At 46.2% G+C, this 23,084-nt stretch carries 26 protein-coding genes and 1 tRNA gene; 17 read left to right on the forward strand and 10 right to left on the reverse strand.

The features are described from left to right. Nucleotides 1–51: 51 nt before the first annotated feature. The 3 genes from AOC32_RS08635 to AOC32_RS08645 all read left to right on the forward strand — a co-directional run bounded on the left by AOC32_RS08635 (nucleotide 52) and on the right by AOC32_RS08645 (nucleotide 1,866). Nucleotides 52–1,139, forward strand: a protein-coding gene (locus AOC32_RS08635; RefSeq protein ID WP_108507841.1) for an IS3 family transposase whose coding sequence is annotated in 2 segments (ribosomal slippage) — nucleotides 52–304 and nucleotides 304–1,139 — 1,089 coding nt in all. Because the reading frame shifts where the segments join, the coding sequence is not laid out codon by codon here. A gap of 28 nt (nucleotides 1,140–1,167) precedes the next feature. Then, nucleotides 1,168–1,608 carry a DUF6641 family protein gene (locus AOC32_RS08640; RefSeq protein ID WP_108509071.1) on the forward strand — a complete coding sequence of 147 codons (441 nt, stop codon included), beginning with the start codon at nucleotides 1,168–1,170 and terminating at the stop codon, nucleotides 1,606–1,608. Nucleotides 1,609–1,671: 63 nt separating this feature from the next. Then, on the forward strand, nucleotides 1,672–1,866 hold the full coding sequence (locus tag AOC32_RS08645) for a hypothetical protein (protein WP_108509072.1): 195 nt from the start codon (nucleotides 1,672–1,674) through the stop codon (nucleotides 1,864–1,866). Between the two features lie 24 nt (nucleotides 1,867–1,890). Here AOC32_RS08645 and AOC32_RS08650 read toward each other — a convergent pair whose 3' ends face one another. Next, on the reverse strand, nucleotides 1,891–2,241 hold the full coding sequence (locus AOC32_RS08650) for a helix-turn-helix domain-containing protein (RefSeq protein ID WP_108509073.1): 351 nt from the start codon (nucleotides 2,239–2,241) through the stop codon (nucleotides 1,891–1,893). A gap of 69 nt (nucleotides 2,242–2,310) precedes the next feature. Between AOC32_RS08650 and AOC32_RS08655 the strand changes: the two genes are divergently transcribed. From AOC32_RS08655 to AOC32_RS09790, 3 genes are all read left to right on the forward strand, one after another. Next, nucleotides 2,311–2,883 (forward strand): hypothetical protein, encoded by a 573-nt coding sequence (locus AOC32_RS08655; RefSeq protein WP_234409740.1) that lies wholly within the window; start codon nucleotides 2,311–2,313, stop codon nucleotides 2,881–2,883. A gap of 100 nt (nucleotides 2,884–2,983) precedes the next feature. Then, a tRNA-Met gene (locus AOC32_RS08660) sits at nucleotides 2,984–3,060 on the forward strand. Nucleotides 3,061–3,122: 62 nt separating this feature from the next. Next, on the forward strand, nucleotides 3,123–3,269 hold the full coding sequence (locus AOC32_RS09790) for a hypothetical protein (RefSeq protein ID WP_159074934.1): 147 nt from the start codon (nucleotides 3,123–3,125) through the stop codon (nucleotides 3,267–3,269). A gap of 118 nt (nucleotides 3,270–3,387) precedes the next feature. Here the strand turns inward: AOC32_RS09790 and AOC32_RS08665 are convergent, their stop codons facing one another. Next, a complete protein-coding gene (locus AOC32_RS08665; RefSeq protein WP_108509074.1) occupies nucleotides 3,388–4,650 on the reverse strand; it encodes a Coenzyme F420 hydrogenase/dehydrogenase, beta subunit C-terminal domain in 1,263 nt (420 codons plus the stop codon). Nucleotides 4,651–4,693: 43 nt separating this feature from the next. On the opposite strand from AOC32_RS08665, the gene maiA reads away from it, so the two are divergent. Next, nucleotides 4,694–5,365 carry a maleylacetoacetate isomerase gene (gene maiA, locus AOC32_RS08670; RefSeq protein ID WP_234409741.1) on the forward strand — a complete coding sequence of 224 codons (672 nt, stop codon included), beginning with the start codon at nucleotides 4,694–4,696 and terminating at the stop codon, nucleotides 5,363–5,365. Here the strand turns inward: maiA and AOC32_RS08675 are convergent. Genes AOC32_RS08675 through AOC32_RS08685 form a run of 3 tightly spaced genes read right to left on the reverse strand, consistent with a single transcriptional unit; the run spans nucleotide 5,358 to nucleotide 8,048 of the window. After that, nucleotides 5,358–6,290: an AEC family transporter gene (locus AOC32_RS08675; protein ID WP_108509076.1), complete on the reverse strand. Its 933-nt coding sequence runs from the start codon at nucleotides 6,288–6,290 to the stop codon at nucleotides 5,358–5,360. The two genes, maiA and AOC32_RS08675, sit on opposite strands and share 8 nt — an antisense overlap. Before the next feature lie 7 nt (nucleotides 6,291–6,297). After that, nucleotides 6,298–6,822, reverse strand: a complete 525-nt coding sequence (locus AOC32_RS08680) for a gamma carbonic anhydrase family protein (protein WP_108509077.1) — start codon at nucleotides 6,820–6,822, stop codon at nucleotides 6,298–6,300. Between the two features lie 23 nt (nucleotides 6,823–6,845). Next, a complete protein-coding gene (locus AOC32_RS08685; protein WP_108509078.1) occupies nucleotides 6,846–8,048 on the reverse strand; it encodes an ammonium transporter in 1,203 nt (400 codons plus the stop codon). A 111-nt stretch (nucleotides 8,049–8,159) separates the two neighbouring features. Between AOC32_RS08685 and AOC32_RS08690 the strand changes: the two genes are divergently transcribed. Next, nucleotides 8,160–8,516 carry a Rap1a/Tai family immunity protein gene (locus AOC32_RS08690; RefSeq protein WP_108509406.1) on the forward strand — a complete coding sequence of 119 codons (357 nt, stop codon included), beginning with the start codon at nucleotides 8,160–8,162 and terminating at the stop codon, nucleotides 8,514–8,516. Between the two features lie 25 nt (nucleotides 8,517–8,541). After that, a complete protein-coding gene (locus tag AOC32_RS08695) occupies nucleotides 8,542–8,847 on the forward strand; it encodes a glycine zipper domain-containing protein (protein ID WP_108509079.1) in 306 nt (101 codons plus the stop codon). Here the strand turns inward: AOC32_RS08695 and AOC32_RS08700 are convergent. After that, entirely contained in the window at nucleotides 8,839–9,225 is a 387-nt protein-coding gene (locus tag AOC32_RS08700; RefSeq protein ID WP_108509080.1) for an OsmC family protein, read from the reverse strand. The genes AOC32_RS08695 and AOC32_RS08700 overlap by 9 nt on opposite strands. Nucleotides 9,226–9,235: 10 nt before the next feature. Then, nucleotides 9,236–11,134: a molecular chaperone HtpG gene (gene htpG / locus AOC32_RS08705; RefSeq protein WP_108509407.1), complete on the reverse strand. Its 1,899-nt coding sequence runs from the start codon at nucleotides 11,132–11,134 to the stop codon at nucleotides 9,236–9,238. A gap of 136 nt (nucleotides 11,135–11,270) precedes the next feature. On the opposite strand from htpG, the gene miaB reads away from it, so the two are divergent. From miaB to AOC32_RS08745, 8 genes are all read left to right on the forward strand, one after another. After that, complete coding sequence (gene miaB, locus AOC32_RS08710; RefSeq protein ID WP_108509081.1) at nucleotides 11,271–12,629, forward strand: tRNA (N6-isopentenyl adenosine(37)-C2)-methylthiotransferase MiaB; 1,359 nt, start codon at nucleotides 11,271–11,273, stop codon at nucleotides 12,627–12,629. 7 nt (nucleotides 12,630–12,636) lie between these two features. Next, nucleotides 12,637–13,086, forward strand: coding sequence for an rRNA maturation RNase YbeY (gene ybeY / locus AOC32_RS08715; protein WP_108509082.1), 450 nt, complete (start codon nucleotides 12,637–12,639; stop codon nucleotides 13,084–13,086). Nucleotides 13,087–13,139: 53 nt separating this feature from the next. After that, nucleotides 13,140–13,985: an HlyC/CorC family transporter gene (locus AOC32_RS08720; protein ID WP_108509083.1), complete on the forward strand. Its 846-nt coding sequence runs from the start codon at nucleotides 13,140–13,142 to the stop codon at nucleotides 13,983–13,985. Further along, the gene (lnt, locus tag AOC32_RS08725) at nucleotides 13,986–15,509 is read left to right on the forward strand and encodes an apolipoprotein N-acyltransferase (RefSeq protein WP_108509084.1); all 1,524 of its coding nucleotides are present in this window, start codon (nucleotides 13,986–13,988) and stop codon (nucleotides 15,507–15,509) included. It abuts the gene before it with no gap. Between the two features lie 65 nt (nucleotides 15,510–15,574). Then, complete coding sequence (glyQ, locus tag AOC32_RS08730) at nucleotides 15,575–16,456, forward strand: glycine--tRNA ligase subunit alpha (protein ID WP_108509085.1); 882 nt, start codon at nucleotides 15,575–15,577, stop codon at nucleotides 16,454–16,456. Nucleotides 16,457–16,471: 15 nt separating this feature from the next. Further along, a complete protein-coding gene (glyS, locus tag AOC32_RS08735) occupies nucleotides 16,472–18,601 on the forward strand; it encodes a glycine--tRNA ligase subunit beta (protein WP_108509086.1) in 2,130 nt (709 codons plus the stop codon). Continuing rightward, a complete protein-coding gene (gmhB, locus tag AOC32_RS08740) occupies nucleotides 18,598–19,170 on the forward strand; it encodes a D-glycero-beta-D-manno-heptose 1,7-bisphosphate 7-phosphatase (protein ID WP_108509087.1) in 573 nt (190 codons plus the stop codon). The genes glyS and gmhB overlap by 4 nt, the downstream gene beginning before the upstream one ends. Then, nucleotides 19,167–19,907 (forward strand): lysophospholipid acyltransferase family protein, encoded by a 741-nt coding sequence (locus AOC32_RS08745; protein ID WP_108509088.1) that lies wholly within the window; start codon nucleotides 19,167–19,169, stop codon nucleotides 19,905–19,907. The genes gmhB and AOC32_RS08745 overlap by 4 nt, the downstream gene beginning before the upstream one ends. On the opposite strand, the gene rsmA is transcribed toward AOC32_RS08745, so the two are convergent. The 3 genes from rsmA to AOC32_RS08760 are packed head-to-tail and all read right to left on the reverse strand — an operon-like array spanning nucleotide 19,908 to nucleotide 23,068. Continuing rightward, nucleotides 19,908–20,699 (reverse strand): 16S rRNA (adenine(1518)-N(6)/adenine(1519)-N(6))-dimethyltransferase RsmA, encoded by a 792-nt coding sequence (rsmA, locus tag AOC32_RS08750; RefSeq protein WP_108509089.1) that lies wholly within the window; start codon nucleotides 20,697–20,699, stop codon nucleotides 19,908–19,910. After that, nucleotides 20,683–21,678, reverse strand: a complete 996-nt coding sequence (gene pdxA / locus AOC32_RS08755) for a 4-hydroxythreonine-4-phosphate dehydrogenase PdxA (RefSeq protein ID WP_108509090.1) — start codon at nucleotides 21,676–21,678, stop codon at nucleotides 20,683–20,685. Before pdxA ends, rsmA begins: the two co-directional genes overlap by 17 nt. Beyond that, nucleotides 21,662–23,068, reverse strand: a complete 1,407-nt coding sequence (locus AOC32_RS08760) for a peptidylprolyl isomerase (protein ID WP_234409742.1) — start codon at nucleotides 23,066–23,068, stop codon at nucleotides 21,662–21,664. Before AOC32_RS08760 ends, pdxA begins: the two co-directional genes overlap by 17 nt. Nucleotides 23,069–23,084: the final 16 nt, after the last annotated feature.

Here is a 23,084-nt window from a genome sequence, read left to right on the forward strand (position 1 = left end):
ACAGGTTAACCGTCCTCAGAGGTAGAATTTTCTCTAATAGAGGAGTTCTGCATGAAGCGTTCTAAATTTACCGATAGCCAAATCATGGATGCCCTTAAACGGGTTGATGCTGGCTTGGGTGTTCCTGATGTTTGCCGAGAGCTCGGCATTAGCTCTGCCACCTTTTACAAGTGGCGCGCCAAGTATGGCGGCATGGATACCTCGATGATGGCTCGCATGAAGGAGCTTGAAGCAGAGAACGCCCGCTTAAAGAAGATGTATATCGAAGAGAAGCTTAAGGCGGAGATCGTGACCGAAGCCCTCGCAAAAAAGTGGTGAGGCCATCTCACAGACGTGAGATGGCCCAGCGGGCAGTCAGAGATAAAGCAATCCCCATTCGTTTGGCTTGCGAAGCTTTTAGGGTTAGCGAGTCTTGCTATCGCTATGAGGCCAAGAGTAATGCCGAGAACGAGCAGATTGCCAACTGGCTGATCCGATTGACGGATAACAACCGCAGCTGGGGCTTTGGGCTGTGCTATTTGCACCTTCGCAATGTCAAGAACTTCAAATGGAACCACAAACGCATTTACCGGATTTACCGGGAGTTAGAACTGAACCTGCGCATCAAACCCCGCAAGCGTTTGGTACGGGATAAGCCCGATGCCTTGGTGGTGCCGCTCGGTATCAACCAGGTGTGGTCGATGGATTTTATGCATGACCAGTTACAAGATGGCAGATCCATCCGCCTCTTTAACGTGATTGACGACTTTAACCGGGAAGCTTTGGGCATTGAGGTGGACTTCTCGCTGCCATCCGAGCGCGTAATCCGCGCTTTAGATCAGATCATTGCTTGGCGCGGTAAGCCTGCCGTTATACGAGCGGACAACGGGCCAGAACTGGTGAGCGGCAGACTGATGGAATGGGCAGCCAAACATCAGATCCATATTACCCATATCCAACCCGGTAAACCACAGCAAAATGCGTATGTCGAGCGCTTTAATCGCACCGTGAGGTATGAATGGCTATCGCAGCATTATTGGCAAAGCGTAGATGAAGTTCAAGAGTTTGCAACAGAGTGGATGTATAAATATAACCATCAACGTCCAAATATGGCATTGGGCGGTATTACCCCGAAACAGCGACTAGCCATGGTTGCTTAATGAATCCTACTTCTGGGTTCGGTTAAAAATGGGGGGATTACCATTAAAACTGTCTGCCGCTAAAAAACCCGCGCATTTAAGCGCAGTGGTCATTCGGCGCAATAAATTGATTGCTAAATTGTGGGAACAAATCCAACTCGCTAAAAGTCAAATTGAAGGCACTGCATTTACGGTAAAGAAATTTCGCAGTATTAAAGATACGGAAACGGGACTGCGTAAGAGTGTGGAAGTGAATAAACGCATACGCGAGTGGTGGTTTAGAAATGAGGCGGGTAAGGTCTGTGTGAGTATTCGCTACGGCACTCAAGTGATTGAGTTAGCGAAGGGCAAACACAGTATTGAAGTGGAGAATGCACAAGCACTGATTAAAGCATTAGAGACAGTAAAGCAAGCGGTGGAAGCGGGTGAATTGGATACGCAGATTGAGAATGCGGGTAATCATTTGCGCAGTGGCTTTCGTAAATCCTAATACGTGCGTCGTGTTAAAACGACACTGTGGATAGAGATAGACGCATACGGCTTAAATAGTTGTATGCGCTTTTTTGAGATTGCCAATCATCATTCCGTCGCTCCAACGAAACCGCAGACGCCCGCACAAGCACGGATTCGGTCATTGCAACAGCAAAAAGACAGTGTCAATCGTGCGCTGCAAATAGAACGTAAGCGACAGCGCATCGCACGTGCGCAGCAGTCATTAGCACAAGCAAATAAACTGATGGCTACTTAAAAATTAATATGGAGCTAAAAAAAGTTAAGGTTTCAACGCCTTATTCATACATTCAGAGAGATATTGATAATGCGCTTCCGCTTTTTTTGTTATCTGCACCGACTTTTTGCGACCATCAACCCTATCCTCAACCAGCTCAATATATCCTTTGCCAACTAAATTCTTAAGACGAGCGTGTAAGGTAGCCTGTGAGCCAAATTGCTCTAAATGGATAACATCACCAACTAACAGTTGCTTTTGATTGACTGAAGCCCTATATACGTAATCTAAGATTTGTTGCTCGAGTGAGTCTAATTGACTGCCTGGCTTAATACGGTCCAGTGAATCTAAAGCGTTTAAAAAACGGGCGTAGGCTGTGGGTTTAATGGCTTTCATACAAAGATTTTATATCACAAAGCGGAAAAAATTTGTATGCAAAGTGTTAATAAATTTTATAATTAGCTAATGCCGCGTTCTAAATTCCTTAATCATCTTTTTTTTGAAATACTACTAAGCGCAGCTTTATACATCGCGTTTTTTTATTTCAATCTATTTGTGTTGGCACCATTTGAGGTTGCGCAAGGAGTTAGTTGGATTTTTTTACCTGCGGGCTTGCGAATTTTTATAGCTCTGATTTTTGATTATTCGGGTGCAGTTGGACTTGCAGTGGCATCATTGATTATCAACTTCATAAGCTTTTCTGAATACGATCTCATTTCAATCTTAGGCATTGCTGCCATTTGTGGTGTAGCGCCGCTTTTAAGTCGCCACTTTGTGATACATAATTTGAGAGTGCATTCTGATCTCAGTAATATTTCACTATCACAGTTAGTCGCAATAATATTTGTATTCTCTTTACTCAGTTCAGGCTTACATCAACTATGGTTTGAAGTTAGAAATCTTGAATCCGGTAGTTTTGATCATTTTCTAATTATGCTGTTTGGGGACATCGTGGGTTCAGTATTGATCATTACTCTGATCAAATATGGAATCAATGTTGTAAAGAAAAAAATGGGTAGAGATAGTTTGATCGAGTAATGTCGTTTTAAACGACAAATTCCATAACCTCACGGATGAGATATTCCCCAGTTTGAGCTTGGCTGGCTCTTGAAGCCTTTTACCTTATAATTCTCAGTTCGGCGAATTAGCTCAGCTGGTTAGAGCGACGGAATCATAATCCGCAGGTCCGGGGTTCAAATCCCTGATTCGCCACCAAATTCTGCCCTCAGCTTGTCTGGGGGCTTTGTTTTTGGATCGTTTATTGGTAAGGTATATCGATGATTTCTAGAACGTGGTGGATGATCTTTGGGTTTATTGCTCTTGGTTTAGGCTTTTACATGTACATTCGGGATAAAGACCTCATTGGTATTGTGATTGCCGTCTTAATTTTATTTGGTTCTTTCTCAGCCAAACCAAAAAAATAGCTTGTTATGGATCCAAAAATACAACGAGAGCGCGATGAAGCGGTTAAGCGCAAATATATTTACAAACCCGTCTTCATTATTTTTGGCATCCTTAATCTTTTAATCATTGCTCTATTTGTTATTTCTCTTTAGTTGTATTCTTCACTTCATCTTTGATTTCACTGGTATTTGCAACTAGCCCGTAAGGTTTGACCAGCTGCCAGACATGATTAGGCACCATGTTTTTCATCTTCTTTGGTAGCTCTCTGCGCAGGTGTAATACCGTTTCAATCGCTTTCATCTCAACCCGTGCTCTTGCAAACTCTAATCCCCTGGGACCAATCTTAGGCATGAGCCACCCGACGATCGGTCTTAACCAATTAGGCATCTGACGCAGTGGTAAACCACCAGCAGCTAACTCAACGTTTTTCATAAACCCTCTGACAGGGCTTGCGCGATTACCAGCACTTTCTGGTTCAGTAAGTTTTATTTGATTACCCAACAGATTGAGTAACTCTTCTCCCTGCTGATTACGCACAATTAACCATTGCTCCCCGGAGCCACCCATGTAGCCAACCGTGATATCAGAAAGCGCATTGGTGTAATCCACGCAGGTTCTGCATGTTAGTGGGAAAAAATCGGGTCTGAGTTTAGATAATGGCAGCATCAGAAATGGAATTGTTTTATTTCGTCCATCTTGATATCGCAACTCCACATGGTAGTCGGCCCTGAACTCTAAATAGGTAATGTCTTCTGGGCTCTCATCAATCAGTTGTAAAAACTCATGGAAGTTCTCTGTACTGGTGTTGTCTGAACAGGGTGTACCAATCACATAAAGTTTTTTTAAATTGAGCTCTTTTTCTAAAGCACGCAATGCATAAACCTGGCAAGGAATACCAATCACTCCAAGCCGTTGGTAATTTCTCTCTTTTGCTATATCCAGAAGAGCCAGAAGCGGGGCGTAGCCCATCCGCATACCCCGTGCTTGATGAAGCTCTTGAGGATCGGTGATCAGGACAGGCATGGGTCGCCAACGATCATCTGGATCTGGTGCCATCGTTAATACGGCATCTACTAAATTGTTATTGAGAAGTTGGCTGGCAATCGAGGTGGTAATTCCGGTCCACTGAGCACCCTCGAGTGGCTCTCGCATACTTGCCCGGTACATCTTGCGATAAACCCCAAAGAAGAGTTGATCGCCGCTGAATGCTCGAGATTTTCCATGTATCTCTTGCTCAAGGGATTCATATTGAGGATCAATAAACTGACAGGCACGGCCACAACGCTTGGGATCTGAAGATCTAGAAATGCCGCAATCGGTACAAAGCTCTCGTTCAGGCGCACCGCTTTCAGTTTTGAAGAAAATGGTTCGCTTTTGGAGCGTTGATTTCAGAGTTGTCATTACAGAGACAAGCATAGCAAATTAATCGTCTATGATTAAATTTATGAAACCAACTCTATATAGCTTCTGGCGTAGCTCTGCTGCCTTTCGAGTGCGAATTGCACTGAATTTGAAAGGGATTGAATACGAGGTGATTCCAGTCCACCTTCGTAAGGGCGGTGGTGAGCAGCTCCAGGAATCTTATCAATCCCTCAACCCGAATGGCTTGGTACCACTGTATATCGATGCGGGCATTGCCTTGCATCAATCGGCTGCCATCATTGAATTTCTCGAAGAAAAGTACCCCACTCCAACTTTGTTACCCACTAAGGTCGAAGATCGAGCCTGGGTGCGAGGTTTGGCGCAGGATATCGCCGCTGATATTCACCCGCTGAATAATCTTCGGGTTCTGCGTTATCTGGTTGGAAAACTTGGGATTAGTAATGAAGCGCGTATTGGTTGGTACAACCATTGGCTTGAAAAGGGACTCGTGAGTCTAGAAAAACGTCTCTCGAATGACGCGCGCGTTGGCCAATTCTGCTATGGCGATCAGCCAGGCATGGCCGATGCATTTTTAGTTCCGCAAGTATTTAATGCATACGATGCCAAGATCAATTTTGCTAGCTATCCAACCTTAAATCGGATTACGCACAACTGCATGCAACTCCCTGCATTTGTGAATGCCTCTTGGGAACATCAAGTGGATGCGGAAGGAAAAAATCCAGAGCCTAGCTAGGCGTCATCCACCATACGAGGATCGATAGCGTAAATAAAGAACCTAGGGTGGTAATGAGTACGACTCGTGAGATCAGAGAGCCATCAGCTCGGTAATACTGAGCCAGCATGAATGGGCCTGTACCCGTTGGCAAAGCACTCACCAATACGGCGGCATAAACCCAGAACGTCGGTAATCCCAAGATCGGATCCGCTACCACCCAAACGACGAATGGTTGCAAAATCAGTTTTACAAACACCAAGCTCCAAGTGGTCTTTGCGGGTGCGGCAGTTTTTTGGACTAAAAATAATCCAATCGATACTAAGGCACAAGGACTGGCTGCGGCCCCCAAAAAACTGACAAACTGACGCAGTGGCGCGTAGAGTTCTAGACCGGTGGTCGCCCAAAGCGCCCCACAAAATGGCGCTACCAATAGAGGATTAGTGGCCAAGGATTTAGCAACCGTTTGAATAATTTCACCAAACGGCTTTTTGGCGTGTACCCCGAGCTCAATAAAGATGATCGCCACCGCAAAGAGTGCACACACCACAATCAAGGTCGCAATCACGGCAGGCCCAAGGCCACTTTCACCAAAAGCGAGCAGTAATAGCGGGATGCCCATATACCCAGTGTTCGCATACGAGCCACTCAAGCTTTGAAAACTAGCCACGGTCCAATCTTTGGTCTGAATCCGGTAATAAATTAAGAGGGCCAAATAGACCAAGATCGCACCCGAGCTAAATGCGATGATGAATCCTGGTTGCCAAAGTTCCTGCCAATTACTGTGCGCAGTGAAGTCAAACATTTGGGCTGGCAGCGCGAGCCACACCACAAAGCGATTAATTTCGGTCGATGCGTTGGGACTTAACTTACCTGTCTTCCCACAAATATATCCTGCCAAGATCAAGGCAAAGATCGGAATAATGACGTTAAGAACGTGCAGCAATGAAAGCCTAGGAAATTTTCTTGAGGGTTTTGCGGTAGCGGGCGGCGTTCTCGACGTAGTGCGAGGAGATGCGATTCATCTCAGCAATTTGCTCTGGACTTAGCGATTTGACCGCTTTCGCTGGCGATCCAATGATTAAGGAACCGTCTGGAAATTCTTTTCCTTCTGTCACTAAAGCACCAGCACCGACTAAGCAATTTTTACCAATCTTGGCGCCATTAAGGACGATAGCATTAATTCCGATTAGACTGCCATCACCAATCGTGCACCCATGCACCATGGCCTGGTGACCAATCGATACGTTCTCACCCAAGGTGAGCGGCCAGCCATAGTCAGAGTGTAAAACTGCAGAATCTTGGATATTCGTGCCAGCTCCAATCCGAATCGGCTCGTTATCGCCCCGGATCACCACGCGCGGCCAGACATTAGCGTTTTTTCCAAGATGAACTCGGCCAATGACTTCGGCAGAGTCCGCCACCCAAGCGCCATCACCTAATTCAGGGGAAATGCCATCCAATTCATATATCGCCATGCTTTCATTATAGTGAGGCTAAATTACCAGCTTGACTCCCGATCTGGAGTGGCGGAAATTTTATGAATACTAAGATCGGCCCCATCAAATTCATCCTCTTGAGACATTCGAATCCCAACCGATGCTTTAAGAATTCCATAAACTATAAAACCGCCGATTAGAGCAACCGCTACCCCTAATAAGCTACCGATTAACTGAGCAATAACATTGACTCCGCCAAGTCCACCTAAGGCTGTGAGACCAAATATACCTGCAGCGATACCGCCCCACAAACCGCATAAGCCGTGTAATGGCCAAACACCAAGCACGTCGTCGATCTTCCAACGATTCTGTACTTTGGTAAACATATAGACAAATAAAGCGCCCGCAACTAATCCCACGATAAGTGCCCCTAGAGGATGCATCAAATCGGAGCCAGCACACACTGCCACTAAACCAGCTAAAGGCCCGTTATAAGAGAACCCTGGATCATTGCGCCCTACAAACCACGCTGCAATGGTTCCACCAACCATAGCCATTAGAGAATTAAGAGCAACTAAACCACTGACCTTATCAATCGTCTGTGCGCTCATGACGTTAAACCCAAACCATCCCACTGTCAAAATCCATGCCCCAAGAGCTAAAAATGGGATGCTTGAAGGTGGATGCGCTGCAATTTGACCTTCCTTAGAATATCGCCCACGTCGAGCACCCAGCAAAATGACTGCTGGTAAAGCGAGCCAACCACCAACTGCATGAACCACAATCGAGCCGGCAAAATCATGAAACTCATCACCTGTGAGATTTTTAATCCAACCTTGTATTCCATAATGTTGGTTCCAAACAATGCCCTCAAAGAAAGGATATATAAAACCAACAATCACAAAGGTAGCAATCAATTGCGGATTAAACTTGGCACGCTCGGCAATGCCGCCAGAAATAATTGCTGGAATCGCTGCGGCAAAAGTTAATAAGAAGAAAAACTTTACAAGCTCAAAGCCATTTTTTTGAGAGAGTAACTCTGCACTTGAAAAAAAGTTGACTCCGTAAGCAATGCTGTAGCCAATAAAAAAATAAGCAATGGTGGAGATCGAAAAATCAATAAGGATTTTGATCAGTGCATTGACTTGATTTTTCTTACGCACAGTTCCAAGTTCCAAAAAAGCAAACCCCGCATGCATTGCCAAAACCATAATTGCGCCCATCAAAATGAAAAGGACATCGGCCCCAGATTTCATCGCATCCATTAATACCCCTATTTTTGTAAGTGAATTTTCGGTATTATGTTTTGAAGTGGGGCAATATGATCGCAATGTTGCACTATTACGGTGCAAATTATGTTTTTTAAGGGACTAGCAATGAAAAAACTGTTTCTATTGCTTGGATTAGGTGTATCTTTTTTAAGCACCCCAGCCATGGCTGAAAACAAAGCCTTAAGTACCCAAGAGCTCGTGAAGTACTGTCAGCTTCCTGCTAGCTCAGAATTTCGATCCTTTTGTGTTGGCTACTCAACTGCGATTTACGATACCTACCTCGTAACCCGCCATCCAACGAATGCCAAACCGTTTATCTGCCTAAAGCAACCGGCACCCCCGATTGATGCAGTGATTGCCGATTACGTCAATTGGGCAAAGCAAAATCAGCAATATGCTAATACACCTGCAGCCGATAGCGCATTGCGTTACCTTGCTGGTCGCTTTCCTTGTGGCAAATAATCATTTCATTTAGGAGAACTTGATCATGAAAAAATCATTACCCATCATTCTCGGTTCCGCATTGTTGATTACAGGTTGCTCAAATATGGACACTACCCAACAGCGCACCTTATCGGGTGGCGCAATTGGCGCAACTGCAGGTGCGGTTGGTGCGGCGATTTTCCATAGCAACCCAATCTGGGGTGCGGTTGGCGGTGCTGCAGTTGGTGCAGCTTCTGGCTATGTGTATGACCTGTATGAGAAAGACAAGCAAGCCCAATACAACAAAGGCTATCAGGCTGGTAAAGCAAGCTCTACCAACACCAATAGCTCATCATCAGGCTCAAAGTAACAGGGTATCGATTTCTATTTTGCCGGCAAGTGCCTTGTGAACCGGGCACTTGTCCGCGATTTCAAATAAACGATCGCGCTGTTCTGAATCAATTACGCCCACCAGTTTGATGGTGCGCTTAAATTTCTCGATGTCGTTCTCGCGCTCGATATCCACCGTCACAATCGCATCTTGTAGATCCCACGATTTTCTCTTGGCATACATTTTGAGAGTCATGCCTGTGCAGGCAGCTAGGGCAGCCCCTAAATATTCATGCGGCGATGGGCCCGAGGCATTACCACCCTTGTCTTGATCAACATCCGAGACAAAATGATCATTGCCTACCTCTAAGGTCTGCTGAAAATTACCATTACCAAATCGAGATACCACCGCTCTCATACCCAATCCTTTATGCCAATAGCATTTGATTAATGCGTTTTACAAATCCAGCAGGATCCTGTAACTGACCCCCTTCTGCAAGCAATGCTTGATCAAACAAAATGGTTGCCCAATCATCAAATTGCTTATCCTCATATTTTAGTTTGAGAACTAAGGGGTGCTGCGGATTAATTTCTAAAATCGGTTTGCTATCCGGGGCCTGCTGGCCTGCGGCCTTGAGCATCCGCAAGAGATTGGCGGAGAGCTCATGCTCATCAGCAACCAAGCACGCTGGCGAATCGGTCAAGCGCAATGTAACGCGTACGTCCTTCACTTTGCCATCAAGGGATTTTTTCATGCGCTCGATCAAATCCTTGTACTGCTCTTCAGTCTCTTTTTGCTCTTTTTTCTCGGCCTCATCGGCCAAGGCGCCTAGATCAAGGCCACCTTTTGCAACGGATACTAAGGCCTTACCGTCAAACTCATGGAAATAGGACAACATCCACTCATCGACTCGATCGGATAACAGCAGAACCTCAACACCCTTTTTCTTAAAGATCTCTAAGTGAGGGCTGTTCTTGGCAGCGGTATAGGATTCACCGGTGACGTAGTAAATCTTGTCTTGCCCTTCTTTCATCCGACTAAGGTAATCGGCAAGCGCAACCGTTTGCTCGGCAGAATCACTGTGGGTGCTAGCAAAGCGCGCTAATTTTGTAATTCGCTCTTGATTACCGACATCTTCTCCGATCCCCTCTTTGAGGACTTGACCAAATTCTTGCCAAAACTGGGCATACTGCTCTTTTTTGGCAGCGTCCTCACTATTTGCCAACTCCTCGAGCATCGTTAAAACTCGCTTGGTTGAGCTCTCACGGATGCTTTTGACATCGCGCGACTCTTGTAGGATCTCACGAGAGACATTGAGTGGTAAATCTGCAGAATCAATCACGCCCGTGACAAAACGAAGGTACATGGGCATTAACTGTTCGGCATCGTCCATGATGAAGACGCGTTTGACATAGAGCTTGATGCCATTACGCTTGTTGCGATCCCATAGATCAAAATTGGCCTTCTTGGGAATAAACAAGAGCTGGGTGAACTCACTGCGCCCCTCAACGCGATTATGCGAATACGTTAGCGGGTCTTCAAAGTCATGGGAAATATGTTTGTAGAACTCCTTGTATTGCTCGTCTGTAATTTCTGACTTAGGTCTAGCCCATAAAGCGGTCGCTTGATTGATGGTCTCAAACTCATCTTTTGTGACCTGCTCCTTCTTTTCTTCGTCCCACTCCTCCTTGTGCATCTGAATGGGTAAAGAAATGTGATCCGAATACTTGCGAATAATGGATTTCAATTTCCAAGAAGAGAGTAACTCATCTTCGCCCTCGCGCAAGTGCAAGGTGATCGAGGTACCGCGCTCAGGACGATTGATGGTTTCAATGGTGAACTCACCAGCACCCTGGGATTCCCAACGCACACCTTCGGATGCAGGCAAACCAGCACGTCGTGTTTCCACGATGATGTTGTCAGCCACAATAAATGCTGAATAGAAGCCAACACCAAACTGACCAATCAGAGCGGCGTCCTTTTGCTGATCACCCGAGAGTTTTGTAAAGAACTCTTTCGTGCCTGAACGGGCAATGGTTCCGAGATTGGCGATTACCTCATCCCGGCTCATCCCAATTCCGTTATCACTGATGGTGATGGTTCTGGCTTCTTTATTGAAGCTGATTTTGATCTTTAACTCTGGATCAGACTCATACCAGTCAGGATGGGTCATCGCCTCAAACCGCAACTTATCAGCGGCATCCGAAGCGTTTGAAATGAGCTCTCGCAAAAAGATTTCCTTGTTGGAATACAAGGAATGGATCATTAGCTGCAAAAGTTGTTTTACTTCAGCCTGAAAGCCAAGGGTTTCTTTTACGGTACTCATCGGTAAATGTCCTTTTTGTTCAATTTTTGATTGCTTTTCATATTGGGGCACTTTGAGCGATTTCAAGTGCCCGAACACACTTGAGAATCGCCTACAATAGGAGCCTTGCCCCCAGTTATAAACCTGAGATCGGCGTATGAAAAAGCTTTATATCAAGACATTTGGCTGCCAAATGAATGAGTATGATTCGGACAAAATGGCCGACGTCCTTCATTCAGCCCAAGGCATGGACCAAACGGATCAAATTGAAGATGCTGATGTCATCTTGCTCAATACCTGTTCCATCCGAGAAAAAGCCCAAGAGAAGGTGTTCTCAGACCTAGGGCGCCTACGGGAGCTAAAGCAGCTAAAGCCCGGTCTTTTAATTGGTGTGGGCGGCTGTGTTGCCAGCCAAGAAGGCAAACAGATTATTAATCGAGCACCGCATGTGGATTTTGTCTTTGGCCCACAAACCCTGCACCGCTTACCAAAACTGATTGACCAGCGACTCGCCACCGGTCAATCGCAAGTGGATATCTCGTTTCCTGAGATTGAGAAGTTTGATCATCTGCCCCGCTCACGTCAGACCAAAGGCTCGGCCTTTGTCTCCATCATGGAAGGTTGCTCGAAGTACTGCAGCTACTGCGTGGTGCCGTATACACGCGGTGAAGAGGTGTCTCGTCCCTTTGAGGATGTACTCACTGAAATTGTGGGCCTAACCGAGCAGGGTGTGAAGGAGATCACTCTATTGGGGCAAAACGTCAATGCCTATCGCGGGCTCATGGGCCAAACATCAGAGATTGCTGATTTTGCACTGCTCCTTGAATACATGTCAGAGATACCGGGGTTAGAACGCATTCGGTTTACCACCAGCCACCCAAAAGAATTTACCCAGCGCCTAATTGATGTGTATGACCGAGTCCCGCAGTTAGTCAGTCATTTACACCTTCCCGTGCAACACGCATCGGACAAAATTTTGTCGGCCATGAAGCGTGGCTATACGAGCTTGGAGTTCAAAAGCATTATTCGTAAAATGCGTTTGGTTCGCCCCAAGCTCTCGCTCTCGAGTGATTTCATTGTTGGCTTTCCCGGGGAAACCGAGGCTGACTTTGAGAAGCTGATGGATATGGTGACCGAACTGCAGTTTGATAACAGCTACTCATTCATCTTTAGTCCTCGGCCTGGCACTCCCGCAGCCAATCTAGAGGACGACACGCCCTATGAAATCAAGTTAAAGCGCTTGCAGCGTTTGATCGCTCAAATTGATTCTCAAGCGCTGAGGGTCAGCCAAGCAATGCTAGGTAACCATGAGCGGGTCTTGATTGAAGGCTTAACCCGTGATAACGCCCATCTGCTTGGGCGTACTGAGAATAATCGTGTAGTCAACATCATCATTCCAGAGGGTGATTCTGATCAAAGCACTATCGATCATTGGAATGGACAGATGCTTGACGTTAAAGTTAGTGAAGTTCTAAAGCACACCCTACGCGGTGAAATTGTTCATTCTTCGGTCTAATTGATTCATGAGCCAAACCCTCAATCTTGATCTTCAGTTTGCTACCCAGGGCCTCCAAAGCCAAGTTTTGAGGATAGCGAGTTTGGCGCAAATTCGTAAATGGGCTGGAGCCTGTTTTCAAAGTAAAGCAATCCTCACGATTCGGTTTGTGAACAAAGCCGAGGCTCACGATCTCAACCTATTTTTTCGCAGCTTTGATAAGCCTACCAATGTGCTCACTTTTTCCTATCCAACACAGGGAAAATCGATTGAAGCAGACATTGTTTTATGTTTACCAATTCTGCGCAAAGAAGCCAAAGAACAACAAAAGCCCCTCGTAGCTCACCTCGCCCATCTTTTAATTCATGGCTGCCTGCATGCCAAAGGCTATGACCATTTAAAGCCAAAAGATGCTAAAAAAATGGAAGCCTTAGAGATCAAGATATTGCAATCGCTTGGCTTTGCAAACCCTTACTAAAAAGATTCGTTTGTCGGACTGTCATCAAAATGTTTTATGCTGTCTACTAATTTATGTCAAATAGCCTGATTGATCGTCTAAGCGCGTTTTTTTCGGACCAGTCTTCCGATCCCAAAGCGCAGCGCAGAGAGTTGATTGAGACTCTTCGTGAAGCCCAAGCCGATGGGCTCATGGATGCCGATGCGCTTTCGATGATCGAGGGCGTTTTTCAGGTTGGCGAATTATCTGCTCGCGATATATTGCTGCCTCGCGCCCAAATTGACTGGATTGACATCAATGCTCCCTTGTCGCAAATCATTGCGGATGTGGTCAAAACTGGCCACTCGCGCTTCCCAGTCTATGAAGGCAGTCGAGATCAAGTGATCGGTATTCTGCTAGCCAAAGATCTTTTGCGCCATTTCACCGAAAAAGATTTTCAGATTCGAGACTGGCTACGGCCGGCTGTTTTTATTCCAGAGTCAAAACGTTTAAGTGTTCTCCTCAAAGACTTTCGTAATAACCGCAATCATTTAGCCATTGTGGTTGACGAATACAGTGGCGTGGCTGGAATGATTACGATTGAAGATGTCATCGAACAAATTGTTGGTGACATTGAAGATGAGCATGACATCGATGAGGATGCTGACAATATCACCGTCTTAAAAAATGGTGACTATCGTATTAAGGGCATGACTGAGCTTGAGCAGCTTAATGAAGAGCTAAAGACGGATTTTTCGGCAGAAGATGTGGAAACCGTTGCTGGGCTGGTCATTCAACATTTAGGTCGGGTGCCAAAATTTGGCGAGCGGGTTCGGATTGATGGTTTTGAATTCGAGGTCCAACGTGCCGATCCCCGTCAGGTCCATATTCTTCTAATGCGCCGCATTGCAAGCCCCAACGTCTCTGCCACCGATTCTTAATTGCAAAGTAGTCGTCTTCAGGCCAACCCCATTATTTATAGCGCCTTACTAGTTTTTTTAGGGGTTCTCTTAGCGGTCGCGAGTGAGCTTCCCTTTAGTGGCTATATTCAAATAGTCTTATTTGCTTACACTTTATACATACTTAACAGGGGCAGCGAGACCAAATCTAGTCAGGCATTTCGGGATGGATTCTTACTCGGTCTTGGTTATTTTGTAATCGCTCTTTGGTGGATTTTTATTAGTCTGCACGATGTCGGTGGCATGGCGATATGGTTATCAAGCCTTGCTGTTCTTGCCCTAGCCAGTCTAATGGCGGTCTACTTTGGATTGGCCAATCTGATTGCAAAGCAAGTCACTCATTCTGCGTGGCGATCCCTCGCGATCCCTGCAGCGTGGGTACTAACTGAATATTTACGAGGTCAGATTTTTACTGGCTTTCCATGGATGGGGTTTGCCGAGTCGCAAGTGAATGGTCCATTTGCAAATATCGCACCCTACTTGGGTGGCCTAGCTTGTACCTTTTTATTTATCTGGGCCGCCTTGCAATTGAGTCAGCCCCGGCTCAAAAGTATCGCTGTTGTATTGGGGGTGGTTGCAATTGTCCAGGTTTTGGGAATTTGGTCGTTCACTAGCCCCAAAGACTCACCCATTACGGTGCGACTGATTCAGGGCAACTTTGAACAAAGCCTCAAATTTAATCCCGCTGAAATCCTAAAACAAATCCATTTTTATCGGGATCAAATTATTAAAGCCCCAGCCGATTTGATCATTGTCCCTGAGACCGCGTTTCCTTGGCCCGAACCAGACATTCCCGATCAATCGATGGAACGTATTCAAGCGTTTGTAAATGAAACCGATAGTCATGTATTGCTCGGCTTAATTGGCAAAATTGCCAAAGGCGACACTGCGGTTCAGTATTCCAATCGGGTCAGTGGCTTTTCTAAGCAACAGCCTATCTACCACTACGATAAACATCACTTGGTTCCGTTTGGCGAATTTATTCCTCCTGGTTTTCAGTGGTTTGTGGATGCATTTAAAGTACCGATGAGTGACTTTGCCAGAGGATCGATTGATCAAGCACCATTTTCAATTCGCCCCCGCTCCAATCCAGATCGTCCACTTTATGCGGCCATCTCAATTTGCTACGAAGATATTTTTGGCAACGAAATCGCCACCCGAATTCGTAATAGTAGAGAACCAGTTAATCTTTTAGTGAACGTTACAAACTTGGCTTGGTTTGGCCAATCGCAAGCCCCCATGCAGCAATTACGTCTCTCCCAATTGCGCTCTCTAGAAACTGGCTTACCCAGTTTACGCGCCACGAATACCGGGATCACTGCGGTGATTGATGAGCGCGGACGAGTCATAGCAAGCCTTCCGCAATTTGTGCAGGGCGAACTTGATATTCGAGTGCAAGCCTTCGAAGGACGGACGCCTTATGTGATCTGGGGCAATTGGCCGATTTTGATCTGGGTACTTTTTGCCCTGGGGATTGGCTATTGGCGGAGAACGCGACCGAACTGATTTTTTAACAAGTCCTTGGTTTGCCGAGTAAAATCAAGGTCTTATCTAAAAAATCATTATGTCGCATGCTAACGTTTCAACAAATTATTCTCAAACTTCAAGATTATTGGGACCAACAGGGTTGTGCGCTGTTGCAACCCATCGATCTCGAAGTGGGGGCCGGTACCTCGCATACAGCTACTTTTTTGCGAGCCATTGGTCCTGAACCATGGAAAGCAGCTTATGTTCAACCTTCACGCCGTCCCAAGGATGGTCGTTATGGTGAAAACCCAAATCGCTTGCAACACTACTACCAATACCAAGTTGTTTTAAAACCAGCGCCTGCCAACATCTTGGATTTATATCTAGGCTCCTTAAAGGCTTTGGGGCTTGATCTGAAGCAAAACGATATTCGTTTCGTAGAAGACGACTGGGAGAACCCAACCTTAGGGGCGTGGGGCCTTGGCTGGGAAGTTTGGCTCAATGGGATGGAAGTGACTCAATTTACCTATTTTCAGCAAGTGGGTGGCTTAGATTGCAAACCCGTATTGGGTGAGATTACCTATGGAATTGAACGCTTAGCGATGTACTTGCAAAATTGCTCCAATGTGTTTGATCTCGTCTGGACAGACGGCGTGACCTATGGTGATGTGTATCACCAAAATGAAGTGGAACAGTCGCGCTATAACTTTGAGCACTCCAATACAGACTTCCTGTTTGCAAACTTTAATCAGTACGAAAGCGAAGCGAAGCGCTTAATGGAGCAATCGCTTGCATTACCTGCGTATGAGATGGTTTTAAAAGCAGCCCATACATTTAATCTGCTTGATGCGCGTGGGGCGATTTCAGTAACAGAGCGTGCTGCCTATATTGGACGTATTCGCAATCTGTCGCGCTTGGTCGCGCAAGCGTATTACGAATCACGTGAACAACTAGGCTTTCCCATGTTGCAAACTAAAGCGCATTAAGGCATTAATTTCCATATGAACCGTCTCCCCTTACTGCTCGAGCTATTCACCGAAGAGCTTCCCCCAAAATCACTCAAACGTTTAGGCGAATCCCTATCGCAATCGATCTACGAAAGTTTAAAGAAAGCGCAATTGCTAAGTTCCAGTAGCACCTGTCAGTCATTTGCCAGCCCAAGACGTTTAGCAGTCCTGATTAGTGATGTTTTGGATCAGGCTCCCGATTATCCGGTGCGAGAGAAACTCTTGCCACTCTCAATTGCCTATGATGCGCAAGGTAAACCCAGTCAAGCGCTTACCAAAAAGTTGGCAAGCTTGGGTCACCCCGATACTCCGCTCGATCAATTAGAACGTAGCGGTGAAGGTAAAAATGAGGCACTTTATTTAAATACAATTGCCACAGGCGCGCGTCTGGAATCAGCTTTGCAATCGGCCTTAGTAGACGCAATCGAGCAATTACCAATCGCAAAGATGATGCATTACCAGATCGAAGCGCAATTAGGTGCCATTGAAGAAGTCCAATTTGCGAGACCCGTACACCGCATCATTGCATTACACGGATCGAAGACTCTTGCAATCCATGCTTTGGGGATTGATGCAAATAATCAAACTGAAGGCCATCGTTTTTTATCACCTGGAATTATTACCATTGGTGACGCGCAGCAATACGAACCCCAACTTGAGGCTGCAAAAGTAATCCCGTCATTTGCCAAACGCCGCGCTTATATTAAATCGGAGTTACAAAAGGCTGCCAATGGCCTGCGGGTTTTAATGCCAGACGCTCTTTTGGATGAGGTCACCGCCTTGGTGGAGTATCCGGCGATCTATACCTGCGAGTTTGATCCTGAGTTTTTGGAAGTTCCTCAGGAATGCTTGATTCTGACAATGCAAACCAATCAGAAATACTTTGCCTTAACTGATCAAAACGGCAAACTAAGCAATCGTTTCCTCATCGTCTCGAATATACAAACGGATCAACCAGAGTCAATTATTTCTGGGAATGAGCGCGTTATTCGCCCCCGTTTGGCCGACGCGCGCTTCTTTTATCTGCAAGATCAGAAGCGCACTCTAGAATCGCGCATTCCTGATTTAGCCAAGGTGATTTATCACAACCAATTAGGAAATCAGCTGCAACGCTCAGAACGAGTCCGAGCATTAGCCAATGAAATTGCTAGTAGCCTCAATCAAGCTGGATTTGAGCTTAAGCTTCAAGAGGTTGACCGTGCCGCACAACTCGCCAAAGCTGATCTATTAACGGATATGGTTGGCGAGTTCCCGGAACTACAAGGGGTTATGGGTCGCTACTACGCCTTGGCAAATGATGAAGCACCGGATATCGCTTCCGCGTGTTACGAGCACTATCTTCCTCGATTTGCGGGGGACTCTCTACCGGAAACCTTGGTGGGAACCGTATTGGCGATCGCCGATAAGTTAGAAACTATTGTTGGAATTTGGGGTGTCGGTCTTGCTCCCACAGGTGATAAGGACCCCTATGCATTGCGACGCCATGCCTTAGGGATTTGCCGACTGCTATTGGAAAAGAATTTGCCACTCAATCTCAAGCAACTCATTGGGCTTGCGAAGCAACAGTTTTCAAATCTAGTTTTGAAGGTTGAGGTTGATGAAGAAGTTATCTATCAGTTTATTCTGGATCGATTAAAAGCATATTTAAAAGATCAAGCCGTTGATGGCGCCACATTTAGCCCCTTAGAGATTGATGCGGTCCTGAGCACCCATCCGCAAAAACTCAACGATCTAATTGCACGTTTACTAGCCATTCGAAGTTTTAATCAATTACCGCAAGCAGCCGCGCTTGCTGGAGCCAATAAGCGAATTAGTAACATCCTGAAGAAGGTTGATGGCAAAGTGAGTACGGAGATCAAACCAAGTCTACTCAGCATTGCAGCAGAAAAGAATTTATACACGGCTCTTACTCAACTGCAACCGCGCCTCGATCAGAAGCTCCAAGCCCAACAATTGATTGATCTATTGCAAGATCTGGTCTCACTCAGTGAGCCGGTGGATCAATTCTTTGCAGATGTCATGGTAATGGATGAGAACATCGAGCTTCGAAATAATCGTCTTGCCCTACTGCAACGCCTCCACCAACAAATGAATTTAGTCGCCGATATTGGCAAACTTGCATGACCCTTAAAGTCGATAAGCTCATTATTTTGGATCGTGATGGTGTGATTAATCAAGATCGCGATGATTATGTGAAGTCATGCGATGAGTGGATTCCGATTCCTAATAGCTTAGAAGCGATTGCCTTACTTTCTCAAGCAGGCTATACCCTCACGATTGCCACCAACCAATCGGGTATCGCACGCGGCTATTACACCTTAAGTGAATTGCATGCGATGCACCAAAAAATGATGGATTTGCTTAAACCATTGAGTGGCAAGATTGATAGTATTTTCTTTTGTCCCCATACCGATGCCGATCAATGCGCTTGCCGTAAGCCTAAACCGGGCTTAATGCAGCAAATTGCAAATCGATATTTAAAAAGTCCTGCAAATCCTGCGTTGCCATTAAGCAGTGTTCCGATCGTGGGCGACTCATTGCGCGATCTTTTGGCTGGAACGGCCCTTGGTGCGACTCCGCACTTGGTCCTAACGGGGAAAGGTCGTGGTATTAAGAGGGCTGAGTTACCAAGCAATACACAAATTCATGAGGATTTGATGGGTTTTGCACGATCAATTTTGGCGCAGTCATGATTTGGCTTCGTTCACTCCTTTTTTTGATTAGTCTTGTAACGTACACGCCGTTCTATGCGGTTTTTTGCTTAATAACCTTTCCCTTTCTGAACGAACATACTCGTTATCGCATTATTCAGTTCTGGGGTCGAAGTATTATCTTTTTTCTGCAAGTCTTTTGTGGGGTTCGGTTTGAAGTTCTCGGAAAAGAGAACATTCAGGCAGTAATTGATCAACCCGTGGTGATTCTTAGCAAGCATCAATCGGCCTGGGAAACGATTGCATTTTTACAGATCTTTCCTAAAGATCTCTGCTATGTGTTTAAACGGGAACTACTTTGGATTCCTTTTTTTGGTTGGGTGATTGGCTTACTCAATATGATTCATATCAATCGCTCTGATGCGGGCGGCTCCGCAATATCGGTTGCCAATCAAGGAAAGGAGCGTTTAAAAGCAGGTAAGTGGATGATTTTGTTTCCAGAAGGTACCCGTACGCCCGTTGGATCCCATAAGCCCTATCGCAAAGGCGGAGCCCGCTTAGCTGGACTCACGGGAGCTACCGTATTACCGGTGGCCCATAATGCAGGCCGCTGCTGGCCACGAAATAGTTTTTTGAAGTACCCTGGGCTCATTACCGTCTCGATTGGACCGTCAATCCCCTCCCAGGGCAAATCCGGGGATCAATTGCATGAGGCTGTAGAAACCTGGATCGAGGGTGAAATGCGACGAATTGACCCAGCGGCTTATCAAGCCAAATAATTATTTTTCTGACAGCATCAACGCCCACTGAACATAACGCTCGACTGAAATATCTTGGGCACGTGCTTTTAGTTCCGTATCGGTCAGATTTAATTGCTCAGCAATACTCTGCAAATTACTGCGTAGCATTTTGCGACGCTGAGCAAAGGCTAAGGCCACAATCTGACTGAGTGAGTCCCATTGGGCTGGTGTTAAAGAAAAATCGGCGCGTGGAATCATCCGAATCACTGCAGAATCTACTTTGGGCTGCGGCTCGAACGCAGTCGGTGGCACATCCATCAAGTAATCCACGTGATATCTTGCTTGCAGCATGACCGACAGGCGGCTGTACTCCGAATCGCCCGCTGGTGCAGTGATACGTTCCACTACTTCAGCTTGCAACATAAAGATTTGTTCATCGACCCAAGGGGCCGCTGCAATCAGATGAAATAGCAAAGGCGACGAAATGTTATATGGCAGGTTACCAATCAAGGTGCAGCGCTCATTCGTTAACTTGGCTTGCTTAGCCCAGCTCGCAAAGTCGAATTGAAGAGCATCGCCTTCGTGAATAATTAGGCCGTCCAAGCACTCTCCCTGTTTTGCCGCTTGCCATGTCTGAACAATGTCTCGATCGATCTCAAGAACCTCGAGTTTTTCAAGGCGCTCAAGTAAAGGTCGGGTTAAAGCACCAAGCCCCGGGCCAATTTCAAGAACGCGCATGCCGGGCGTCGGGTTTAAGGCATTCACAATCGCAGCAATGACTCCCTGATCCATCAGGAAGTTCTGTCCAAAGCGCTTACGTGCTCGATGCATCGTAATTTAATTTCGTGAGGGCCAACTCTCTGGCGAGGCGAAGAGCAGCAAACATACTACGCCAATCTGCCCTACCCTGCCCAGCGATATCGAGGGCTGTGCCATGGTCAACGGAAGTTCTGATGTATGAAAGACCCAAGGTAACATTCACTCCCTCCGTAAAACTTGCAAATTTAAAAGGGGCTAAGCCTTGATCATGGTACATCGCTAAGACTGCATCAAATGAATGTAACCGATCCGCATGAAATAAGGTATCGGCTGGATACGGTCCAGAAGCCAGGATCCCTTCATGTTTAGCAGCTTCAATCACAGGAATAATCACCTCAAGCTCCTCGCGACCAAGATGGCCATCTTCTCCTGCATGGGGATTTAAACCAGTCACCGCAATGCGAGGCTTTGCTATCCCAAAGCGCGCCTGTAAATCCGCTTGCATGATTCTTAGGGTATTGAATAGAGACTCAAACTGAATAGCACCAGCAACCTGACGAATAGGCAAATGGGTGGTGGCAAGAGCGACTCGCAAGGGGATTGCTTGCCCTTTACCACTGAGCGCTTGGGGGATTTCACCGCACAACATCATGACGACCTGGTGCTGGTGATCGAGGTCAGCCAAAAACTCGGTATGCCCAGTAAATGGCGACTGCGGAGTATCCAAAATACTTTTTTGGACCGGAGCAGTAACCAGTGCATGATGTTGACCAACTCGACATGAATCGCTAGCCGTACGAATCAAAGAAAGTACGTACTGCGCATTCGCTGAATCAAGAACACCGGATTTTGGCGGATGGTTTAGGGGAATATGCGCAATTTGGATTTGGGGCGGCAATGCCTCATTTGCAAATAACTGCCGATCGCCAAATAAACTAATCTCTACATCCGCATGGGCTGCTACGAAGGCTTTGGCAGCTGCTAATGAAACTTCAGGGCCAATGCCAGCCGGCTCCCCAGTGCTCACTGCGAGCTTAACGGACTTGCTCATCCAGATTCAAAATCTTGACAGTTGCTGTATCGCGCAATTGACGCAACCAGTCTTGGTAAGCTTGCTCGAACTTACGCTCTCGAATCGCGGCTCGAGCAAACTCACGTTGCTTTTCAACCGTTAGTTGCGCATCGCGCCGCTCTAGCACTTGAATTAAATGCCAACCAAATTCGGTCTTGACCGGATCACTCACTTCACCAATTTGCAAGCGATTCATCGCAATCTCGAATGGGGGTACCAATTCACCGGGACCCATCCAGCCCAATATACCGCCATTCTGGGCTGAGCCATCTTCCGAGAATTTCTTTGCTAAAGACTCAAAATCAGCGGTCTTGGCACGAATCTGATCACGATAGCCTTGTAAGCGTCGTTCAACATCGGCATCTTGTAATCCTTGACGATGACGAATCAGAATATGCCGCGCTAGTGTTTGCGTAACAATCATATTTTGTGGTGTTAGATCTGCCGGATTGGCATTACTGGTCGCTGCGCGTGCCCCTGTACCGCTGGAACGTCGATCCATTACTTTTAGTACATGAAAGCCGGCTGGGCTTCGAACCACCGACGGTGCTACTTGACCAGGACCCAGATTTCTTACAGCCTCAACAAAAATTTGAGGTAAACGATCTTGGGTTCGATAGCCAAGATCCTGAAACTTAATACGAGAGTTTTCTTTATTAGCTTGTGCGCCCAACTGCATAAAATCTGCGTCACCACGTGCTTCTTTTAATATGGCTTCTGCACGCTTTCTGGCTTCAGCTTGAGCGCTGGGACCCGCTCCCTCTTCCACCGGGATAAAAATTTGAGCAACCGCAATCTCTTCAGGACCTGAGCCTGCTGCGGCAGGCTCCGCCCCACGACGCTGCATCTGCTCAACAATAAAGTTATCGATTTCAGCATCGGAGATCTTAATTTGTGAGTCAACCTCCCGCTCTCGTAAGCGCGCTTTTAGAACATCCTCACGCAATAACTCACGATAACGCTGAAAACTAATACCTGATTTAGTGACCGTCTCCCGAAATTCATTGAAGGTCAACTTATTCCGAGTTGCGATATCTTCAATAATTTTATTAAGCTCTTTATCGTTAACGGCCAAACCAGTTTGCTCCGCTTCCTGAATTTGAATTTTCTCTAAGATCAAGTTTTCAAGAACTTGCTTACGCAGCTCATCACCCTCTGGCAGCTTTTTCGCTCCAGCTGGTGCCTGCTTTTGGATTGAGGCAACCCGATCATCAATTTCTTTGCGCGTTACAACCCCGGTGTTCACAACCGCTACTACCCCATCAATATTGATGATCTTAGGCTCATTAGCAGAGGGATTATTTTGTGCACCTAATGGCTGACTAAACAACACGCCCAAGAATCCAATTACCATCAAAAAACGAGGCACGCTGAACTTTAGGAAT

Source organism: Polynucleobacter acidiphobus, from assembly GCF_003065385.1.
Taxonomy (GTDB): Bacteria; Pseudomonadota; Gammaproteobacteria; order Burkholderiales; family Burkholderiaceae; genus Polynucleobacter; species Polynucleobacter acidiphobus.

What these genes read in the sequence shown, in the direction of transcription:
- AOC32_RS08640 (WP_108509071.1), top strand. Translation starts at nt 1,168, where the DNA reads ATGGGGGGATTACCATTAAAACTGTCTGCCGCTAAAAAACCCGCGCAT.
- AOC32_RS08645 (WP_108509072.1), top strand. Translation starts at nt 1,672, where the DNA reads ATGCGCTTTTTTGAGATTGCCAATCATCATTCCGTCGCTCCAACGAAA.
- AOC32_RS08650 (WP_108509073.1), bottom strand. Translation starts at nt 2,241, where the DNA reads ATGAAAGCCATTAAACCCACAGCCTACGCCCGTTTTTTAAACGCTTTA.
- AOC32_RS08655 (WP_234409740.1), top strand. Translation starts at nt 2,311, where the DNA reads ATGCCGCGTTCTAAATTCCTTAATCATCTTTTTTTTGAAATACTACTA.
- AOC32_RS09790 (WP_159074934.1), top strand. Translation starts at nt 3,123, where the DNA reads ATGATTTCTAGAACGTGGTGGATGATCTTTGGGTTTATTGCTCTTGGT.
- AOC32_RS08665 (WP_108509074.1), bottom strand. Translation starts at nt 4,650, where the DNA reads ATGACAACTCTGAAATCAACGCTCCAAAAGCGAACCATTTTCTTCAAA.
- maiA (WP_234409741.1), top strand. Translation starts at nt 4,694, where the DNA reads ATGAAACCAACTCTATATAGCTTCTGGCGTAGCTCTGCTGCCTTTCGA.
- AOC32_RS08680 (WP_108509077.1), bottom strand. Translation starts at nt 6,822, where the DNA reads ATGGCGATATATGAATTGGATGGCATTTCCCCTGAATTAGGTGATGGC.
- AOC32_RS08685 (WP_108509078.1), bottom strand. Translation starts at nt 8,048, where the DNA reads ATGGATGCGATGAAATCTGGGGCCGATGTCCTTTTCATTTTGATGGGC.
- AOC32_RS08690 (WP_108509406.1), top strand. Translation starts at nt 8,160, where the DNA reads ATGAAAAAACTGTTTCTATTGCTTGGATTAGGTGTATCTTTTTTAAGC.
- AOC32_RS08695 (WP_108509079.1), top strand. Translation starts at nt 8,542, where the DNA reads ATGAAAAAATCATTACCCATCATTCTCGGTTCCGCATTGTTGATTACA.
- AOC32_RS08700 (WP_108509080.1), bottom strand. Translation starts at nt 9,225, where the DNA reads ATGAGAGCGGTGGTATCTCGATTTGGTAATGGTAATTTTCAGCAGACC.
- htpG (WP_108509407.1), bottom strand. Translation starts at nt 11,134, where the DNA reads ATGAGTACCGTAAAAGAAACCCTTGGCTTTCAGGCTGAAGTAAAACAA.
- miaB (WP_108509081.1), top strand. Translation starts at nt 11,271, where the DNA reads ATGAAAAAGCTTTATATCAAGACATTTGGCTGCCAAATGAATGAGTAT.
- ybeY (WP_108509082.1), top strand. Translation starts at nt 12,637, where the DNA reads ATGAGCCAAACCCTCAATCTTGATCTTCAGTTTGCTACCCAGGGCCTC.
- AOC32_RS08720 (WP_108509083.1), top strand. Translation starts at nt 13,140, where the DNA reads ATGTCAAATAGCCTGATTGATCGTCTAAGCGCGTTTTTTTCGGACCAG.
- glyQ (WP_108509085.1), top strand. Translation starts at nt 15,575, where the DNA reads ATGCTAACGTTTCAACAAATTATTCTCAAACTTCAAGATTATTGGGAC.
- glyS (WP_108509086.1), top strand. Translation starts at nt 16,472, where the DNA reads ATGAACCGTCTCCCCTTACTGCTCGAGCTATTCACCGAAGAGCTTCCC.
- gmhB (WP_108509087.1), top strand. Translation starts at nt 18,598, where the DNA reads ATGACCCTTAAAGTCGATAAGCTCATTATTTTGGATCGTGATGGTGTG.
- AOC32_RS08745 (WP_108509088.1), top strand. Translation starts at nt 19,167, where the DNA reads ATGATTTGGCTTCGTTCACTCCTTTTTTTGATTAGTCTTGTAACGTAC.
- rsmA (WP_108509089.1), bottom strand. Translation starts at nt 20,699, where the DNA reads ATGCATCGAGCACGTAAGCGCTTTGGACAGAACTTCCTGATGGATCAG.
- pdxA (WP_108509090.1), bottom strand. Translation starts at nt 21,678, where the DNA reads ATGAGCAAGTCCGTTAAGCTCGCAGTGAGCACTGGGGAGCCGGCTGGC.